The organism is Solibacillus daqui (assembly GCF_028747805.1).
GTDB classification, from domain to species: Bacteria; Bacillota; Bacilli; order Bacillales_A; family Planococcaceae; genus Solibacillus; species Solibacillus daqui.
The window spans coordinates 1,341,271-1,360,241 of record NZ_CP114887.1 but is presented as its reverse complement, the minus strand read 5'-3'; the positions used below and the strand labels follow the sequence as shown (position 1 = coordinate 1,360,241).

The 18,971-nt window shown below is 37.6% G+C and carries 13 protein-coding genes and 1 other RNA gene; 2 read left to right on the top strand and 12 right to left on the bottom strand.

Annotated elements, in window-relative coordinates:
- Window positions 1–48: 48 nt before the first annotated feature.
- A complete protein-coding gene (locus O7776_RS06415) occupies window positions 49–1,263 on the bottom strand; it encodes an NAD(P)-dependent malic enzyme (protein ID WP_274309766.1) in 1,215 nt (404 codons plus the stop codon).
- 390 nt (window positions 1,264–1,653) lie between these two features.
- On the opposite strand from O7776_RS06415, the gene O7776_RS06410 reads away from it, so the two are divergent.
- The gene (locus O7776_RS06410) at window positions 1,654–2,496 is read left to right on the top strand and encodes a S1C family serine protease (protein WP_274309765.1); all 843 of its coding nucleotides are present in this window, start codon (window positions 1,654–1,656) and stop codon (window positions 2,494–2,496) included.
- A gap of 260 nt (window positions 2,497–2,756) precedes the next feature.
- Here the strand turns inward: O7776_RS06410 and O7776_RS06405 are convergent, their stop codons facing one another.
- The 5 genes from O7776_RS06405 to O7776_RS06385 all read right to left on the bottom strand — a co-directional run bounded on the left by O7776_RS06405 (window position 2,757) and on the right by O7776_RS06385 (window position 10,190).
- Entirely contained in the window at window positions 2,757–3,773 is a 1,017-nt protein-coding gene (locus O7776_RS06405; RefSeq protein ID WP_274309764.1) for an inorganic phosphate transporter, read from the bottom strand.
- Between the two features lie 16 nt (window positions 3,774–3,789).
- Window positions 3,790–4,410 (bottom strand): DUF47 domain-containing protein, encoded by a 621-nt coding sequence (locus O7776_RS06400; RefSeq protein ID WP_274309763.1) that lies wholly within the window; start codon window positions 4,408–4,410, stop codon window positions 3,790–3,792.
- A 372-nt stretch (window positions 4,411–4,782) separates the two neighbouring features.
- The gene (locus O7776_RS06395; RefSeq protein ID WP_274309762.1) at window positions 4,783–5,592 is read right to left on the bottom strand and encodes an MBL fold metallo-hydrolase; all 810 of its coding nucleotides are present in this window, start codon (window positions 5,590–5,592) and stop codon (window positions 4,783–4,785) included.
- Between the two features lie 161 nt (window positions 5,593–5,753).
- The gene (locus O7776_RS06390; protein ID WP_274309761.1) at window positions 5,754–6,566 is read right to left on the bottom strand and encodes a sulfurtransferase; all 813 of its coding nucleotides are present in this window, start codon (window positions 6,564–6,566) and stop codon (window positions 5,754–5,756) included.
- A 12-nt stretch (window positions 6,567–6,578) separates the two neighbouring features.
- Window positions 6,579–10,190, bottom strand: a complete 3,612-nt coding sequence (locus O7776_RS06385) for a dynamin family protein (RefSeq protein ID WP_274309760.1) — start codon at window positions 10,188–10,190, stop codon at window positions 6,579–6,581.
- Between the two features lie 563 nt (window positions 10,191–10,753).
- Here O7776_RS06385 and O7776_RS06380 point away from each other — a divergent pair.
- Entirely contained in the window at window positions 10,754–11,212 is a 459-nt protein-coding gene (locus O7776_RS06380; protein ID WP_241368329.1) for a chemotaxis protein CheX, read from the top strand.
- 194 nt (window positions 11,213–11,406) lie between these two features.
- Here O7776_RS06380 and O7776_RS06375 read toward each other — a convergent pair whose 3' ends face one another.
- The 6 genes from O7776_RS06375 to O7776_RS06350 all read right to left on the bottom strand — a co-directional run bounded on the left by O7776_RS06375 (window position 11,407) and on the right by O7776_RS06350 (window position 18,761).
- Entirely contained in the window at window positions 11,407–13,308 is a 1,902-nt protein-coding gene (locus tag O7776_RS06375) for an ATP-dependent DNA helicase (RefSeq protein ID WP_274309759.1), read from the bottom strand.
- A 222-nt stretch (window positions 13,309–13,530) separates the two neighbouring features.
- Complete coding sequence (locus O7776_RS06370; protein ID WP_274309758.1) at window positions 13,531–14,670, bottom strand: THUMP domain-containing class I SAM-dependent RNA methyltransferase; 1,140 nt, start codon at window positions 14,668–14,670, stop codon at window positions 13,531–13,533.
- 3 nt (window positions 14,671–14,673) lie between these two features.
- Entirely contained in the window at window positions 14,674–16,410 is a 1,737-nt protein-coding gene (locus tag O7776_RS06365; protein ID WP_420802169.1) for a putative bifunctional diguanylate cyclase/phosphodiesterase, read from the bottom strand.
- Between the two features lie 147 nt (window positions 16,411–16,557).
- Window positions 16,558–16,941, bottom strand: an RNA gene (rnpB, locus tag O7776_RS06360) — RNase P RNA component class B.
- 63 nt (window positions 16,942–17,004) lie between these two features.
- Window positions 17,005–17,307: a cell division regulator GpsB gene (gene gpsB / locus O7776_RS06355; RefSeq protein WP_274309756.1), complete on the bottom strand. Its 303-nt coding sequence runs from the start codon at window positions 17,305–17,307 to the stop codon at window positions 17,005–17,007.
- Between the two features lie 203 nt (window positions 17,308–17,510).
- Entirely contained in the window at window positions 17,511–18,761 is a 1,251-nt protein-coding gene (locus tag O7776_RS06350; protein ID WP_274309755.1) for a ribonuclease H-like domain-containing protein, read from the bottom strand.
- Between the last annotated feature and the right edge of the window lie 210 nt (window positions 18,762–18,971).

Below are 18,971 nucleotides of genomic sequence, written 5' to 3'. Positions count from 1 at the left end.
CTTTATAAATGGTCCCATCGCTTTTAAGCAATTACGCCTCGAAGCAAGTTAAATAGCAATTATATCTTGTACAACTGATGTTTGCTGGAACAAATCTGACACGCCTGATCCAATCGCCGCAGAACCTACAGCTTTTGCAACAGCACCTGCCACACGCTCATCCATTGAGCTTGGCACGATAAAGTCTTCATTTAACTCTTCATCCGTCACCAAAGAGGCAATTGCTTCAACTGCAGCTAATTTCATGTCCTCATTAATATCTGTTGCCCGCACATCTAATGCACCACGGAAAATACCAGGGAATGCAAGCATATTATTAATTTGATTAGCATAATCTGAGCGTCCTGTCCCGATAATTTTTACTCCCCATTTTTTTGCATTTTCAGGTGTCACCTCAGGATTTGGATTGGCTAAGGCAAAAACGATTGGTTCTGCTGCCATTGATTTAATATGGTGCTCCTTCAACAAGTCAGCAGCAGATACGCCGATGAATACATCTGCATCAACTAGCGCTTCATCTAACGTTCCTCGTAATTGGTATGGGTTCGTTAAACTTGCGACTTGCTCTTTAATCGGGTTCATCCCCTCTTGTCGGCCTTCGTAAATGATTCCTTTCGTATCACACATTAGTACATTTACATAACCCATCTGAATTAAAATACGTAAAATCGCGATACCCGCTGCACCAGCACCATTAATGACAACCTTCATATTTTCTGGCTGCTTTTTAACAATTTTTAATGCATTGATTAACGCTGCCCCTACGACAATCGCTGTACCATGCTGATCGTCATGGAATACGGGAATGTTACATTCAGCACGTAAACGGTCTTCAATTTCAAAACAACGCGGTGCTGAAATATCCTCCAAATTAATGCCCCCGTAAGTTGGCGAAATCGCTTTTACTACTTGCACAATTTCATCAACATCTTTTGTATTTAAACAAACTGGAACGGCATCAACATTGGCAAAACGCTTTAATAGTAGTGCCTTCCCTTCCATAACCGGTAATGCTGCTTCTGGGCCAATATCCCCTAATCCCAACACTGCTGTCCCATCCGTAATAACTGCTACTAAATTGCCCTTCATTGTGTAGTCATACACTTTTGATGGATTTTTTTCAATTTCCAAGCAAGGTGCTGCTACGCCTGGCGAATACGCTAAACTTAAATCGTATTTGTCTTGAACAGGAACCTTTGCGCGAATTTCCATCTTACCACCAAAATTTTCATGCATCTCTAATGACTTTTTCATTAAATCCATCTTCATCACCCTTTTTTATAATTTGAATTTTATTATAATTACGTATGTTATGGTGTTTTTATTAATTTGTCAACGATAACATTAAAACTCCAAGATAAACCAATGAAACCTACCACAAATCCTTTAACACCAACACTTAATCCGTTTTTACCACTTCTCATAAGTTTGCTCATTCTTGCACAATCAATTATATCGATATAATTAATGTGAGGGCTATCATTTTCAAACTAGCGCATTAAAGGGCTAAAGTGTGTGATTGTTTGCACGAAGTATTTTTGTTCGTGTAATATGAAGAAATTCACAAACTTCATAAAAAAAATATTTATTCAAAAAGATGTCGTCAAAAATTTCTCGCAATTTGTTAAAATAATACATAACGGAGGGAATGACATGACTGAAAACAAAACAACTGAAGAGCTCACAGAAGAAGAATTTTTAGAACTTGTGTTAGATGAACAAGAAAAAGCGCTCGCTAAAGAACGCGAACGCCGTTTAAATCCTATCCCTAAAAAACCAAAGCGCCAAAATCCAGTTGTGCGCGTCGTCGTTTGGCTCATGGCATTAACATTAATTTTTAATACATTTGCGGTTATTTTTAACGTATACTCCATTCCTGCTATTGAATTTTTAAAAGTATCCGCAAAATTATCAAATCAAGAAGATGTACAACTATATAAAAAAGCAGTCGTTACGATTAATACCGATTCAGGAAAAGGAACGGGCTTTGCGGTTTCAGAGGATGGCTACATAATTACCAATGAGCACGTCATCAACAATGCCTTAACAATCACTGTAGTCTTTCCTGATGACACGCTATACAAGGCACAAATCATTGAAAGCTATGAGGATTATGATTTAGCGCTATTAAAAATCGAAGCTACCGATATTCCTTATTTAAAATTAGCAGATTCTAGTTCCTTCAAGCAAAACGAGCATGTTTATTTCATCGGCAATCCACTTGCGTTTAGCGGCATTGCTAATGAAGGCGAAATATTAGGCTACACAAATGCAATTGGCGTTACACCAGATATTATTATGATGAATGCACCCGTTTACAGAGGAAATAGTGGAAGCCCTGTAATTAATGAGGCGGGCGAGGTTATTGGTGTCGTGTTCGCAACAGGTAGCCGTGATAATTATGGAAAAGTCGGTTTATTTATCCCAATTGAAAATGTGCACAGTCAATTTAACTTGCTTCAGCAAAAATCCTCCACTTCTAAAAGAGGGGAATGAATCTAAGTATATCCTCATTTAACGAGGTTCCAAGCCTGGCTGAATCAAGTTAATGCCCCGGCGGATGTCACAGATTTTTAGAGGAATTTAAAAGAGGAAGTCAGCCTAAAGACGTCACATCGTGTGACAACGGCTGACTGACCCACGTCCTGTGGCCCCAAGCTCGAAAAAAATCTGGACGCAATTACGCAGAGGCGTAATTGATAAATGAGTTTAATAAAAAAAACGGCGTCACTGTCATTAGTGAGCGCCGTTTTGTATTAGAAAATTAAGCTGAATAAGAAATAGAATAAACCAGCCATCAGTGCCGAAATTGGTAATGTGATAAACCACGTAATAACAATCTTACGTGCCATACCCCAGTTAACACCTTTTACACGTTGTGCAGCACCTACACCCATAATTGCAGAAGAAATTACGTGCGTTGTCGAGACTGGTAAAGCGATCACTGTCGCACCGAAAATAATCGATGCAGAAGTCAAGTCTGCTGCAACCCCGTTAATTGGACGGATTTTCATAATTTTACCGCCTACTGTTTTAATGATTTTGTAACCACCTATTGATGTACCAAGACCCATTGCTAATGCACAGGCGAAGCGTACCCAACCTTGTACTTCATCTGTCGATTGCCAGTTTGCTGCGATTAACGCCATTGTAATGATACCCATCGCTTTTTGCGCATCGTTCGTACCGTGCGTGAATGATTGTAATGCGGCTGTACCAATTTGCGTTAAACGGAAAGCTTTAGTTGTTGAATATAATGGTGAACGCTGGAAGATAAATTTGAAAATTTTCATCACAACGTAACCAAGCGCTAATGCTAGAATTGGTGAAATAATTAATGCCTGTAAAATCTTTAAGAAACCTTCATAGTTTAAAATACCGAAGCCTGCTGATGCTACAGCCGCACCTGCGATTGAACCAATTAAAGTATGTGAAGAACTTGATGGAATCCCGAAATACCATGTTAATAAGTTCCACGTAATCGCCGAACTAAGTGCTGCTAAAATAACAACCGAACCCGTTACATCACCTTCAAATGCGTTTAACGAGAACGGGTCAACGATGCCTGACGCTACCGCTTTTGCTACACCTACGAACGTCATCGCCCCGATAAAGTTCATAACTGCCGCCATCAGAACTGCCACACGTGGTTTTAACGCACGTGTTGAAACAGAAGTAGCAATCGCATTCGCTGTATCGTGGAAGCCGTTAATAAAATCGAATGCTAACGCAAAGATGACTACAAGGACGGTAATAATTAATAACGTATCCATAGTTTACTCCTTTTTGTTACGCGTTACGCATAATAATAGATTCGATTGTGTTTGCTACATTTTGGCAGTAGTCTGCAATTTCCTCTAACTGCTCATATAAATCTTTAAAAATGATTAAACGAATTGGATCTTTTTCCACTTGGAATAACTCTGTAATCGATTTACGGAAAATTTCGTCACATTCACGCTCGTAATCCTTTATTAAAATCGCATGTTGTCGCATGCCGATTAAATCCTTTTTGTTTAAAAGCTCCATTGCTTTTACTGCTTCAACTGAAGATTTTGCAATGTAGTCTACAAAATCACGCATATGTTGGTTCACTTCTGTAAAAGCATACATTTCGAAATGCGCGATTGTGTTTTCAATACCATCTAAAATGTCATCTAATTTAATTGCTAGCGCTAAAATATCTTCACGCTCGATTGGCGTCATGAATGAATCATTTAGTTTTACAATTAATTCGTGAATTAATTTGTCACCTGCTGTTTCAAATGATTTCATTTTAATTTGAATTTGTTTTAAGTCAGCAACATTTGTGATTGTACTTTCTTTTGCGAAGTTAACACCTTGCTGTACATTTTTAGCAATATTTAATAATCCTTCGAAAAATGGATCTGGTTTTTTTGAGTTAAACATGGATGTGAATCCTCCTAAAATTAAGTTTGTAAATCAAAACCTTCGCTATCATAACATCTATTTTTCAATATCTTCAATACTTCTTGTTTTTCTTAACAAAACATTTACAAAGCACAACAATCGGTTCTTCACTTCTTTTTCATGTAGGCACTTCCAACTCGCCGAAATTTTCAGAACAACAACAAAAAAAGATAATAATATGACGAAATTCGACATTTTCGACAAAAAAAATATCTAATTAATTATTAAATATTATCTTACCCTTTTTACAATTATTTTAATTGTAAAGGAATTGTAAAGATTTTATTGCATATTTATCAATCAACAAAAAAGAGAATTTCTATAACTCGCATAAGAAATTCTCTCCATTTTTTAGCTTTTACGTAAAACCGATGACACAATATGCGCTGAGTCCCATTCACCTAACGACAGTTTCATAATCGGATATTTTTTCTCGAAAAGCTGCGCAGTAATTTCCTTCACAGACAGCCCTTCGTCATTCATCATTTCAATTTTGCCACGTAAATCTTGTAAATAATCTAGCTTCATACGTAACGCTTGTTTTCCGTCCTTTATATAGCCTGCATGGTTACAAAATACCTCGCCAAAATCATATGTTAACACACGCTCTATGGAAGATATAATTTGTGGAATACTTTCCTCACGTAATACAACCTTTGTTTTTGGTGTTACATATAAATCTCCTGTAAAAAGCTGGCCCGTTTGTTCATTTAAAAATGCTAAATGATCATCTGAATGCCCAGGTGTTTTAATTACTTGCCAGTTTGCCGTACGTGATGAAAAACGGTTACCAATCCCATTTGCTTCAAACGGCTCACGACTACCCCAAAATAGCTTGCGGTATAACGGATATCTCGCTTTATATGTACACTCTTGGCAACGAACGTCACTCATATAAACAGGTACATTATATTTTGTTTGTAAATAATGCGCACCACCTGAATGATCTTCATGATAATGCGTTAGAACAATTTGATCGATATCAAGCTGTGAGAAAAATGGTTTAAATTCCTGTAAGAGTGATGCCGAGCCAGTATCGATTAATACACCGTCAATTTCAAAGCAATGTACATTAAGCTTAATTGCCTGAAATGATACAAATCCATTGACCATATTTACACCAGATTGTGTATGCTGTTCAGATTTTTTCTTAAAAAACATAACTTTTCACTCCTTTATTCTGCAGTTTCACTTATTTATACTTTATCACACTTTATGAATAGCGACTCATTTTTTGCATAAAATTTACAAATGAAAAGCGCAATTTTTCAAGTTATGAAAAATTGCGCTAAATCTTTTTCTATGAGCTAAGTCTGTTGTGCTTACAAATTCTCGCTTTGTTCAACTGTTTCGTGCTTTACCCAGTCACTATAGCCAGCCATGTAAATTTTTACTTTTTCATAGCCCGCCTGTTTTAATATCGAATAAACTGGAGTAGCAGTTACACCTGAACCACAGTACACAACAATATCCTCGTCTTTTTTTACTTTCGCTAATAAGGATGACGTTACAACTAAGTTTTTACCTTCGCGTAACTGTTCCCAATCGTAGTTTTTTGCTGTTGGGATATGGCCTGCAATGGCATCTAGTGGCTCTATCTCTCCACGGTAACGCGCATTTGCACGAGCATCCAGTAAGGTTGTCTTAGATTCTCCATCAATTATTCGTTTCATATCCGAACGTTTCAATAATATCTCATCATTCCATTGTAAATTCAACATTGTAGGGGCAAATTTAGGAACTTCCTGCGATATAGCAAAACCTGCCCCCTTCATAGCTTCAAAACCACCATTTACAACGTAAGCATGATTAAAGCCAGCATAATGTAAAATCCACCAGGCACGAGTTGCAAATGGTGATGCACCTTGATCATAAATGTAAATGGCATCATTAACACGTAATCCATTTTGCTCGAAAAGCTGTTGTAGTTGCTCTTTACTTGGAAGTGGATGACGTCCTTCATCACGTGTCATATCGGAAAGGTCATCGTTTAAATCCCAATAGATTGCGCCTTCAATATGCCCTTCCTTATATAATTGTTTGCCTAATTGTTCATTTGTTAAATCATAACGGACGTCAATGATTCGTCCGTTACGTTCCATTTTATTGGCTGATACAAAAATCGTTGTTTGCATATCGATTCCCCTTTACGCTTTTAATTGTGCGTAGATATCTTTCCAAACTGCTAAACGGCTTTCTTCTTGTAATAACAAGCGCTCTGTCTCAATTTGCTCGACGGCTTGTTCTAGCATATGTTGACGTAACCCTTCTGCTTCGATTGCAATGAAACGATTCGCCCATTCGATTAATTTGATCTTTTCTGTATCCAAATATTTTTGTGCATCTGGCTTTGTTAATTGCTCTAACGCGTCACGTAATAGTTCTTTTTCGTTTTTCTCGAAGAAGGCTTTAACATTTTTGAAGTTTGATTTCACGCCTACATATGGGGCTGGGTCGTTAAATGGTCCTGTGTAATCCAAAATTTCTGGCTCGCCCGTTTCATAAGCCATAAATGCAAAGCTTGGGTTTAACTCTTTTAAATCACGTGCTTCATCTTTGTAGCGTTCATTCATTTTCTTTTCAACAAATTGTGCTAAACGGAAGTTCGTTACACGTAATTCCTGTGCAAAGTCAAAGCTTAATGCTTGTAAAACTTCTTTTAGTGCTGTTTCTAACGCTTGCTGTACCGGCATTTGTGCAAATGTCGACGGGTTGTAGCTTTCGCGGAAGAAATCAGGGTAACGGTAGTACACACGTTGTAATACGTAATAAAGTAGTTCATCTAGCTCTTGCTTTGAGTCACTTTCTACCATCGATGTTTGCGTTGTTTGGTATTTTCCGCGCACGTGCTGCTCTAAGTGTGCAAGTTCTCCTAAACGCTCATCTTTACGCTTTAAGTTGTCTTCGGTTTGCGTAATTAAATCATGCAGGCGGTCCTCTGTTTTCTCGATTTCCTCTTGCAAGGCTTGTACCGCAATGCCCATTAACTCGTCGTTTAAGAAGTGATGGAATGCATCTTCAAACGGCGCCATACCTGATTCATGTTCTTTTTGTTCTTGCTTTTCTTTTAATGCTAGTAAGCTTGATACGCCGTAAAGTCTTGGGAAACGGATTCCGAAGCGTTGTAACTCTGTGCGTACATAGCCTTTTACTTCTTCCTCTTCGTCCATTGTTGACGCTAAATCAATCGCATTGACAATGAAGAACATTTTATCTAACTCGAAGGCATCCTTTACACGACCTAATTGAATTAAGAATTCACGGTCTGCTTTCGCGAATGCATGGTTGTAATACGTAATGAATAAAATCGCATCCGCATTACGAATATAATCAAACGCAACCCCTGTATGACGTGCGTTAATTGAGTCTGCACCTGGTGTATCGACTAATGTAACACCCATACGAGTAAGTGGAGAATCAAAATAGAAATCAATATTATCAACGAAACATGAACGATTTTCTTGCGCTACATACTTTTCGAAATCATGGCGGTTTACACGTAATGTCGTACCTAATTTCGGCAAGAATGTTTCGAAGCCTTCAGAATAGGCACGAATAAATGATTTGTGTACGTTTAAGCGCTCGTCTGTTAACTGAACCGCTAAGCCTTCTGACGCACGATCAAACGCCTCCTGTAACGAGCTCACTGTTAAGCCAATTGCCGCGTAAGAACCTTTAATATCTTCTAATAATTGCTCTTCTGTTTTTAAGTGCACATCAGCTGTTTCATGTGGATGATCTGGTGTTACTGGGCGAATTTTGTTAATCGCTGCAGTTGTTGGGTTTGGTGAAACCGGTAATACTCTATCACCCATTAATGCATTCGAGAAACTTGATTTACCAGCAGAGAACGCACCGAATAAAGCGATTGTAAAATCACGTTTTTGCAGACGTTCGACCTTTTTCGTCAAGAAGTTCGATACCTCTTTAAAGCCCTGCACATCTGATAAAATATGAGCTGTTTTTAATGCTCGCTCTGTAACTTTTTCAATATTTAAACCTGAGCCGATTTTTTCAAGCTGTTGGTCTTCAACGATTTCTTCTGTTGCAGTATTCGTTAGTAACATCGATTCATCAAACGGACGAATATCCTTTAACGCCTGCTCATGCTCACGCGTCCATTTTTCTAAATGAATTTTTGATTCCGCACGAATTTCATTTGATACTTGCTTCATTAGCGTATTGCTAAATGCTTGGAATTGTTCAACTTGAATGATGTGTTTTAATGCTTGTACTTTTTCTGTCATCGCATTAATTTTTAATTTGACTGGCGCTGCTGCTTCGGCTGCTACTTGTTCTAATGTTGCTTTTTGCTCTAGCTTCCAAGCGTCTGTCATTTGAATGAAGTAACGTTTTACCGCTTCAGACACACGGTTAGCAAAGTTCAGTACCGCATCCCCTGTAATGACCGCACTTTTTTGTACTTGGTCTTCAATAATTGAAAACGGGAAGTTAAATTCCTTTGCATCAATGTCTGCTGCACGTTCATCGTTTAGTGCACCTACATCCTTTAATGCTGTTTTCATTAAAGCCTTCATATGACCTGTAATTTGTGATTGTACAACGTGGTTAAATGCCACATACGCCTCTTCTTGACGCTGTACTTTCGCTTCTGCGGTTTTCTTTTTGGCTGTAAATAGACCGCCCACTTTAAAATCATCTTGCTGACTTTCCAAATACTCACGTAATTTTTCACGTACATCGGCTGGCATAATGGCAGCGTTTGCAAGAAGTTCTTTACGATTTTCATCAAATTGCTTATCAAATACGTCAAATGAGAATAGTTCCGTTTGACGCGTTAATTTATCGTATTGCTCTAAAATATCATCACGGTGCTGCCAATCATCATCTGACACCATTTCTGCATATGTTGTGAAACGATCTTGCTTCTCTTCTTCCAAGTATGTTTCATGCTCATGCTGTAATTTTGTTAGCGTGTTTTCTGCTGTTAAAATTAATTGTTCCTGCCAATCGTTCATTGAATCCATAACAATTTTTTTCACTTTATCGAAATCGTTGTTTGGTAATTCTTTTTCACGTAAAGACGTGAAGAAAATATCTTTCGGATAAACGCCCCACGCTGCGAATGAATTGTGCACCGATTGTTTGAAATCTTCGAATGATAGCTCTGTATCACGGTGCTTATCAATTTGGTTAACAATTAAATATACGTTTGGATTATATTTCATCAATTGCTTCGTAAATTGGAAGTTTAACTCGGATTGGACGTGATTGTAGTCCATTGTATAGAACACCATATCTGCAATATGTAGTGCAGACTCTGTACTCATCGCATGTGCATCATCTGTTGAGTCAACCCCTGGTGTATCCATTACAGTTACACCTTCTGGCAAACTTGATGTACTATGGCCAATTTCAATTTGTGAAACGAGCTCACCATTTTTACTTAGTTCTTTTACTTGCTTAATATCATATCCAGCCTCAAATTTAACTGGCTTTTCGTTGTGTAAATAAAGAATTGCAAAGTCCTCATCTGATTTATGGACCTTTACGATGTTAGCACTTGTCGGAATTGGACTTGTTGCTAAAATGTTCTCTCCAGATAATGCATTGATCATACTTGATTTACCAGCAGAGAAGTGCCCCGCAAAACCAATTACGAATTCTTTTTGTAATAATTTGCGCGCGAAAAGGTTTAATTTTTCAATGCGCTCTGTATCTTCGTTCTCTTTATAGATTATGTATTGTAATGCAGATTGTTGTAACAATCCTTGAATTTTATCATCAAACAATGTCATACTTGTTTCCCCTTTATACGGTTTTGCCTTAGTTTTGTCACAAATCTATAGTACCATGATTTTTAGAGAAAATCGGCACGTTTTCGCAAAAATTATTGTCAGAATCATTTTTTTCCATAAATTTCGTGTATTTACTTACCTTTAGGTATCCAAATTGCTATTTTCCGATAATTGACAGTTAAGATTATCGAATAGTTTTTATAGAAATAATTTATAGAAATAGCTATAAAAAAAGCGCATTATCAATTGCGACAATGCGATGGAATGATTTATTTTTTAAAGTTATAGATTGCGGTATTATTTCACTGTATTTTTTAATACATAATTGCCAATCGCTAAATACGCTAGCACCGTTGCTCCAATCAATGTATAAAGCATTTGTTACACCGCCCTTTATCAATCGATAATAATTATCAATATCATTATAATGATTATATTATCATACGTCAATAATCAATTCCACCTCGGTTAAATCAAGTTCAATTATTCGACATTATATCTATACATTTTGTCGAAAATAGTGGTAAAATATTGTAAAGGTTCATGAGAGGACGTGTTAATTTTTGAACGCTTCGAAACATATTCAAACGATTTTAAATGGGACCATACATTCATTAAAAACTATTTTACCTATGAATATAGACGTAAAATCACCCAGTATTGCTAATGAGCCATATGAGCAAAAGGAAATGGGTGTTTTAATCGGCTTAGTTGGCGATTTAAAGGGACGTATTATTATCGATGGATCACCTGAAATTTTCGGTGCAGTTGGTTCAGGCATGTTCGGTATGCCACTTGAGGGTCCAATGCTTGAATCATTTACGGGGGAACTTGGTAATATGATTGCAGGTAACTTATGTACATTTACCGGCCAGAATGATTTAGAGCTAGATATTACCCCTCCAACAGTGATGGTCGGCCACACGAAACTATTTGGCTTCCAACAAGCATTTAAGTTACCTGCTACAATCGAAGGCATTGGTGACATTTGCATTTTATACACAATTGATGATGAAAACTAAAAACAAAAAAATCGTTCGCATAGAAGCATGCGAGCGATTTTTTATACGAATAAGACAAATCCTAAAATAATAACTAAACTAGTAAAATGACCTTTCCACGTCATCTGGGTTTCATTAAATTTTCTTGACACAAAGATTGGTTCTTTCCTATCTACAAACAAAAACCCGTTCGAATAACTCGAACGGGCTTATCATTATTGCGGCTCTACCGCTAAAATATCAAAAAATTTGTCTTTTGACTGTGCTTCTTGTTCATTTAATAGAATATGAATATCGCCATGGTCATTCGAAGTACGAATTAAACGGCCCATCCCTTGCTGTAAACGTAATAGCATGAATGGTAGCTCCACTTCTTCGAACGGATTCGTCACAAATGAACGCTTCGCATCAAATAATGGGTCTTGCGGTGGGAATGGTAAATCAAAAATGACCACACGTGTTAATGCTTCCTCTGGTAAATCTAGCCCTTCCCATAAATGATAGGAACATAATGTCTGAATGTCGCCATTTTGGAAATCGCGTACAATCGCAGAAAGTTCTCGTTCCCCTTCAAACGCAACATTCAAGCGCGTCATTAAACTAAGTTTTGATTTGAAATCATTCATCGCTTGTTTGGATTTAAATAATATTAGTGTTTTTTTATTATCTTTCAATAACGCTTCCACTTGCGCTACTTTTTCAACTTGTGATAGTTCATGCAAGTAAATTTTCATTACTTCCTCATAGTCAAACGGTGACGGAACGCTGAAGCTTTGGAATTTATCAATGCCTAGGCTTGTTGCGATATAGCTGAAGTCTTTTTTAACCGATAATGTCGCTGATGAGAAAACAATCGGCATTTTTTTCGAGAATAATGTTTCTGATAGAACATCCGTAATCAGTCGAGGCATAATGACTAATGTTTCTTCACCGTCTGTATCCTCTAACCAATCAACTGCATCGCCTTGCGCTACAAAAATGCGAATCGCAGCTGCGTAATGTTCTAAAAACTCCTCGGCCATATTTAATTCATATTCTGGAATCATATATAATTCAGACTCAAATACAAATTCCTCTAATAGTTGCTCAACATCCGCAATAACACGTTGGCCTAATTGAATAAGGCGCTCTGATTTACTAATGCGCTTGCGATCTTCCTCTGATGGCACTACATCATCACGTAATTGATCGAAAAATAGCTCATGGTGATCTTGTAAGTGCTCCATCGCATAAAGCGTACGCTCACGAACACCATCTACCATTAAGCGTTCAAGTAGCTCAACAATCGTATATGCTTGTACTTTATAGGTTAATGCTTTTTGTGCCGCATACTCTAACAAGTGACCTTCATCAAGTACAACCATTGACACTTCCGGAAGTAATGGCAATTGGCCTTCACGTTCACGTGATTCCTTTGTCGCTAAATGCTCCATTAAAAAGTCTTGAGAACAGATGATTAAGTCTGATGATTTACGGTAGTGTGCGCGATGCAAAGTTTGCCCACAGCGGTTACGTAAATCACATACTGCACATTGCATAATTGAGTTGTAATTGACTTTTTGCCAATCTTCATCGCTCACGCCTGGGTAATCTGAACGATCGCCATATGGCTGCACGGCAATCATACTTCCTTGAGCGTACACACCATCAGGAATAGAAAAGGCGATATCATCAATCCACTCTTCTGTTTCTGTCTTCTCAGCTTCTTCAAAGCGCTTTAAACATAAATATTGGTCACGCGATTTTGCTAAACGTACGTCGATATCTAATCCTAGAACATCACGTAATTTATGAATATCGCCACCCTCTTTAACAAGCTGGTCGATTAATGTTTCATCTGCACATGCGATTAACGCCGGTTTTCCTGTATAGCGCGCATATGATACAGCCGGTAATAAATAGGCAATTGTTTTCCCTGTACCTACACCTGCTTCTGCGAATAATACGTTCTTTTCTTTTAATGCTTGCTCGATTTGGTAAGCCATGAAAATTTGCTCATCACGACACTCAAAGCCGCGCTCTGGTAATTCATCATACAGAACGTCTCCTAGCCAATCGCCAAGAGAATCGAAAAACGTTTTTTCCCGTGATAATTCAAACGGTAATGATTTTCTCAAATCAAAGTTCCCCCTCAATATGAAGCGGAAGGAACGCTCACTCATCCCTTCCGCATGAAGTCATTTTTACATATACAAAAAAATTCAGTACTGATTATTATACTATGTTTCAAAAGAAAATCCTACTCATAACATCCTAAAATAAAACAAAAAAACTCCAATTGCCTCATAAATAGCAACTGGAGTTCTAAAATAAATGTAAATTTAAACGCTAGGTTACTTTTATTGCTCGCGTTTTGATTTTTGTCCCCAGAATTGATAGTAATCTGTGCGGATGAAACCATTAAATAGCTTACGTTTTTTTGTAGCCTTTTTGCCATAATGTACTTCTAAATCTTCCATTGAAGACAGCATGTAAACTGACCATGTTGGATAGTTTTTCATGACATCGCCGAATTGGCGTAGCATTTTTTCTATTTCTTCACGTTCACCGATACGTTCCCCATATGGTGGATTCGTTACAATAACACCGTCTGTTAATTTCGTAGTAAAATCGATTGCTTGCATTTGCTTAAATGTAATCATATCACCAAAGCCTGCCTCGATCGCGTTTTCCTGTGCAATAGAAACCATACGATGATCGATATCTGTTCCAATAATTGTTAGTTCTTGATCATAATCTGCCTTTTCATCTGCTTCATCACGCGCTTGATCCCAAATTGCTTGCTTCATCCATGGCCAAGCTTCTGACACGAACTCACGGTTGTAGCCTGGTGCAATGTTTTGACCAATCATTGCTGCTTCAAGTGCAATTGTACCAGAGCCACAGAATGGGTCAACGAATGGACGGCTTGGTGACCATTTTGATACTTTTATAAGTGCCGCTGCTAATGTTTCTTTTAATGGCGCTTCACCTTGGCTTGTACGGTAGCCACGCTTATGGAGTCCAGCACCAGATGTATCAATTGTTAATGTTGCCTCGTCCTTTAAAATTGAAATTTCAATTTTAAATAATGGACCCGATTCATCTAAAAAGCCTAAACGTTTATACGCCAGCTTCATGCGCTCAACAATCGCTTTTTTAGTGATAGCTTGGCAGTCTGGCACACTGTATAATTTCGATTTTACCGATTTACCTGATACCGGGAAATTCGCATCCACCGGTAAATATTTTTCCCACTGAATGGCTTTGACACCTTCGAATAACTGATCGAATGTTTTTGCTGGGAATTTTGCCACTACAATTTTCACTCGGTCTGCTACACGTAACCATAAATTCGTACGAGCAATTGCTAACTCGTCGCCTTCAAAATAAACTTTGCCGTTATCGACACGTGCTTCGTAGCCTAATTCACGCACTTCGTCTGCAACGATTGCCTCTAATCCCATTGCTGCAGTCGCGACTAATTGAAATTTTGTCATAAATTAAATCCTTCCTTGATGCTCAACTTCCCAAAAATGAATGAAGTCGATTAATTCGTCCATCGGTAGCGGTTTGCTATAATAGTAACCTTGAATAAAATCACAGCCCATCGATCTTAGCAGCTCTACTTGTTGAACATTTTCAACGCCCTCTGCTACAACTTTTATTTGTAAACGATGTGCCATTTGAATAATAGCATCAACAATTGCCTGCTTATCATCCAGCGAGCAAATATGCTGAATAAAACTTCGGTCAATTTTTAATACATCTAGCGGGAATCGTACTAAATAACTTAGTGAAGAATAGCCTGTCCCAAAGTCATCAATTGATAATTTAAACCCAAGTTGCTTTAGCTTCACGAGTTTACTAATCGTTTCTTGTGCAGTATTCATCACTGTGCGCTCTGTCACTTCTATTTCAAAACTTTGTGCCGATGTATTATTACGCTCTAATATGGTTTGCATCGACTCTAAAAAGCTTTGTTGCTGGAAATGTATGCTCGATACATTAATTGCAATTGGTACTTTCGGATATCCTGCCGCTACAAGCTTATGATACCCTTCACATGCCAATTCAAAAATAATTTCGCTAAGCGGAATGATTAAACCCGATTCTTCCGCATACTCAATAAATTCTGCAGGTGACACAAAGCCCAATTTTTCACTCTTCCATCGTACTAGCGCCTCTAAACCAATAATATTTTGTGTTTTTACACAAATTTTCGGCTGAAATGCTAAAGTAAATTCACGTTTTTCAATTGCCTTACGTAGCTCACCATCTAACGCTAACACACGATTTGAATCCGTTTTTAATTCTTCAAAATAAAACGAGAAACAATTACGCCCACTTTCCTTTGAGAAAGTCATTGCCTTGACAGCACGGTTAATTAACATTTCCGTTGATGTGCCATCTTCAGGATAAATACTAATTCCGATGCTCGTAGACACATACATATCTTGATCTTGAATGCGTATCGGTTGCTCAAATGCATGAATTACACGTTCGGCAAATTGCGCTGCTTCACGAGGATGCTTAATATTCGATAACGTAACAACAAATTCATCGCCGCCAAAACGAGCTAAAATATCTTTATTTTTTAATAAGCTTTTTAAACGCTTTGACACTTCTACTAGCAATAAATCACCTATAGTATGACCAAGTGTATCATTCACTTGCTTGAATCGATCCAAATCTAAAAAAAATACGGCATGCTGAATTCGTTGTACTTTGTTATCGGATACTTCTAATAGCGTTTTCATACGATCGATAAAAGCAAAACGATTACAAACATCTGTTAATGAATCATATAACGATCGTTTTGCTAATTCATCTTCTACGACTTTACGTTCCGACAAATCCGTAAAAATCGCACAGTAGTTTGTAATTTCACCTTCTTCAGACTTGATGGCTAAAATCTTCAACCATTCCGGGTAAAGTTCTCCAGTTTTACGTCGGTTCCAAATTTCACCTTGCCACATGCCCTCTTCGTCAATTCGGCTCCACATGTTCACATAAAACGTTCGATCATGTATACCCGATTGTATGACTGAAGGTTTTTTCCCTCGTACCTCTTCACTTGTATACCCTGTTACAATTTCAAATGCTGCATTTACTGTTACGATTTTTTTATGTCGATCCGTAATCATGATACCATCCGCAATATTAGCAAATACTTGTTCAATAAGATTTTTCGGATACTGCGATAATGTTAGCTCTTGTACAGCTGATAAATCTGACATGATTCCGTTCACGTAAATTTCTCCTTATATTCTATTCACAAACTACTTTTATGTATTAATGTATCTAATTGATTGTTTTTTCTATTAAGAAAAGCTCTCCACAAAAAATAATGGAGAGCCCTTTTAATTTTAAAAAAAGCATCAATAATCAATAAGCCATGTTTTGTTCCTAAGTACTCAAACGGCTTTCGCCTCGTACGACTAGGTAGTAATCATCTATCTACGTAAGAAGTTCTTACGTCCCTCCATCCGTTCATTTCCTTCAGGAGAGTGCCCCTACCATAATTTGGGTTTCTCACTCATGGGGTTTACCTCGTTCCACCTTATTAGTTTCCTAATAAGCTCCGTCACTGTGGCACTTTCAGGAAGTGTCATCCATATCAAAAGACTTAGGACTTCCTTCCGCCGTCAAAGAGAATCTCTTTGCCTTACCTTATTTTTTCAGTAAGCACGAACACTACGGGCATCGCAGCCGCGTGTGAGCATGGACTTTCCTCTACACTTCAAAGAGTGCAGCGATTACTCGATAATTGATGTATGACTAAAGTATACTGCACATGTTATAAAAAAACAACATACTAAAAAATAGTTTAACTATTCGTATAGTTTACTTCCAAATACATGTTTTTCTAAATTCGACAGTCGTTTTAAAATGTCAAAATTTGTATTGTTTGTGCTTATTGGCGATGGTGTTGCCACCGTTTTACGACTTGGAGTTGCTACTTCCTGCTTTAAGCGTGCATTTTCTTCTTCAAGTGCCGCAATTTTCGCTGTAAAGGCGTCATAATCTTCGCGAATAGCATCTAAAAATTGGTCGACCTCATCTATATTATAGCCCTTCATACTTTTTTTAAATTCTTTTTCTAATATATTGTCAGCTGTTAATTTAATATCCATTGTACCTCGTCCTTCCATCACGCAACTTTCTTGATTGTATTATAACATAGGTCAACCCTTTCGTACCTATTACATATGTCGCCATTGCGAATTTTTTGTTGGATTGGGTATTATAAAACGGCAATAAATTCCATACAAGATAAGACATCCACTTACGTTATTGTGACGCAAAATTTGTTTTTCTACTCGTTGTCATGGTGATGTTATTTATTTTGATTCTTTGTAGCTATACGTTGTAATCTTTTTTGCCAGCTTTGTTGTTGTTTTTCATATTGTGTCTGTTTCTCAAAAGCAATATCCTCAATTAGTTCGCGCCCCTTTTTTGAATAGATAAAGGCTTGGGCATAATCCTTCATTTTGTGCTCAAAAAGCATTGCAAGTTGTTCATATGCTTGCAATTGTTTTTTGTCAGGGATTGTTGACAATGCTGATTGAAACGCTTCAATAGCCAGCTCATACTCGCCTTCACGCTTTAATTCATACGCTAAATAAAAATGCGCAAACCCTGTTTCAGTAGAGTCAAAATGTGCTGTAACAGCCTTTAAAATGTCCGCGCTCGTTTGACGTTGCTTTAAATCACCGAACCATTTCCCAATATTCGTATAGGTTGTCGCCGATTCTGTTGTGATCGTATCTAGCAATAAATTCGTCGAATGAATATAGAGTGTAATTAGCGATAATAAGTCCCATTCATTATGAACTAGCACCTTCATTAACGTTTCTGCATTTCCACTTTTCACCGCATCGAAATAAATAATCGGCGCTAAATGACCAGGAATATCCCCTTTTCGATAAAAACCGAGCTTATCCTGCTCTACTTGCGTTAGCTTCATGCGCGACAAGTCGTCTTTCCATAAACGCTTCGAGCTATGCAGTAAATCGACTTGGCGCTGTTCTTTTAATTTAGGAATATGTTGCTGATTCAATGTCCAGCGTACATGCAGCTGTGGCCAGTCAAAACTTTTGCCATTATACGACACAATCGTCACATTACGCTGCCACATTTTCGATTCGAAAAGCAGTGCAGCCTCATTTGATGGATCTGCTAATACATATTGCGTCAATGTAAAGCCTTCATCATCTGACTCTAAAAAACCTAATAAAAAGATATGCGTACCCGCACCTTTTAGACCTGTTGTTTCAGTATCAAAAAAAACAATCGCCTCGTCCTCCGAAATGGCAAACGGATGATCCTCCCCCTGCGATTTCCAACGTTTTAACGCCGTAAATAGTTCCCCAAGAAGATAATTGCCGTGTTGGTATATAAATGGGTAATGTACCTCTCGTTTGAAGAGTACACCAAAATCATTTTCTACTAGCTCAAGTCCAGCTTGTCGCCAAGACTCTGTATAACTTGGTGCTTCGGGCTTTAAAAACTTCACCTTTTCCTGTTTCGTTTCTGTTTTTTTACCAAGCATTTTTTTCATTTGTAAGATTTTATTTTCATATGACATGCCTTCACATCATTTCGTTGATTAATGTTGTCGGTGGTATCGAAATAGGACCAGTGCCAATATTATCATGCCTGTTGAAGCGAATTTTATTGTAATTCATGTTTCAACACACAAAATATAGGCACATCTCTATTCATCTTAATACTAGATATTCTACCCTTTATAATAACAATAATTTGAACAGTAAACAAAGTAAACACAAGAATACGA

What these genes read in the sequence shown, in the direction of transcription:
- O7776_RS06415 (WP_274309766.1), bottom strand. Translation starts at nt 1,263, where the DNA reads ATGGATTTAATGAAAAAGTCATTAGAGATGCATGAAAATTTTGGTGGT.
- O7776_RS06410 (WP_274309765.1), top strand. Translation starts at nt 1,654, where the DNA reads ATGACTGAAAACAAAACAACTGAAGAGCTCACAGAAGAAGAATTTTTA.
- O7776_RS06405 (WP_274309764.1), bottom strand. Translation starts at nt 3,773, where the DNA reads ATGGATACGTTATTAATTATTACCGTCCTTGTAGTCATCTTTGCGTTA.
- O7776_RS06400 (WP_274309763.1), bottom strand. Translation starts at nt 4,410, where the DNA reads ATGTTTAACTCAAAAAAACCAGATCCATTTTTCGAAGGATTATTAAAT.
- O7776_RS06395 (WP_274309762.1), bottom strand. Translation starts at nt 5,592, where the DNA reads ATGTTTTTTAAGAAAAAATCTGAACAGCATACACAATCTGGTGTAAAT.
- O7776_RS06390 (WP_274309761.1), bottom strand. Translation starts at nt 6,566, where the DNA reads ATGCAAACAACGATTTTTGTATCAGCCAATAAAATGGAACGTAACGGA.
- O7776_RS06385 (WP_274309760.1), bottom strand. Translation starts at nt 10,190, where the DNA reads ATGACATTGTTTGATGATAAAATTCAAGGATTGTTACAACAATCTGCA.
- O7776_RS06370 (WP_274309758.1), bottom strand. Translation starts at nt 14,670, where the DNA reads ATGACAAAATTTCAATTAGTCGCGACTGCAGCAATGGGATTAGAGGCA.
- O7776_RS06365 (WP_420802169.1), bottom strand. Translation starts at nt 16,410, where the DNA reads ATGTCAGATTTATCAGCTGTACAAGAGCTAACATTATCGCAGTATCCG.
- gpsB (WP_274309756.1), bottom strand. Translation starts at nt 17,307, where the DNA reads ATGGATATTAAATTAACAGCTGACAATATATTAGAAAAAGAATTTAAA.
- O7776_RS06350 (WP_274309755.1), bottom strand. Translation starts at nt 18,761, where the DNA reads ATGTCATATGAAAATAAAATCTTACAAATGAAAAAAATGCTTGGTAAA.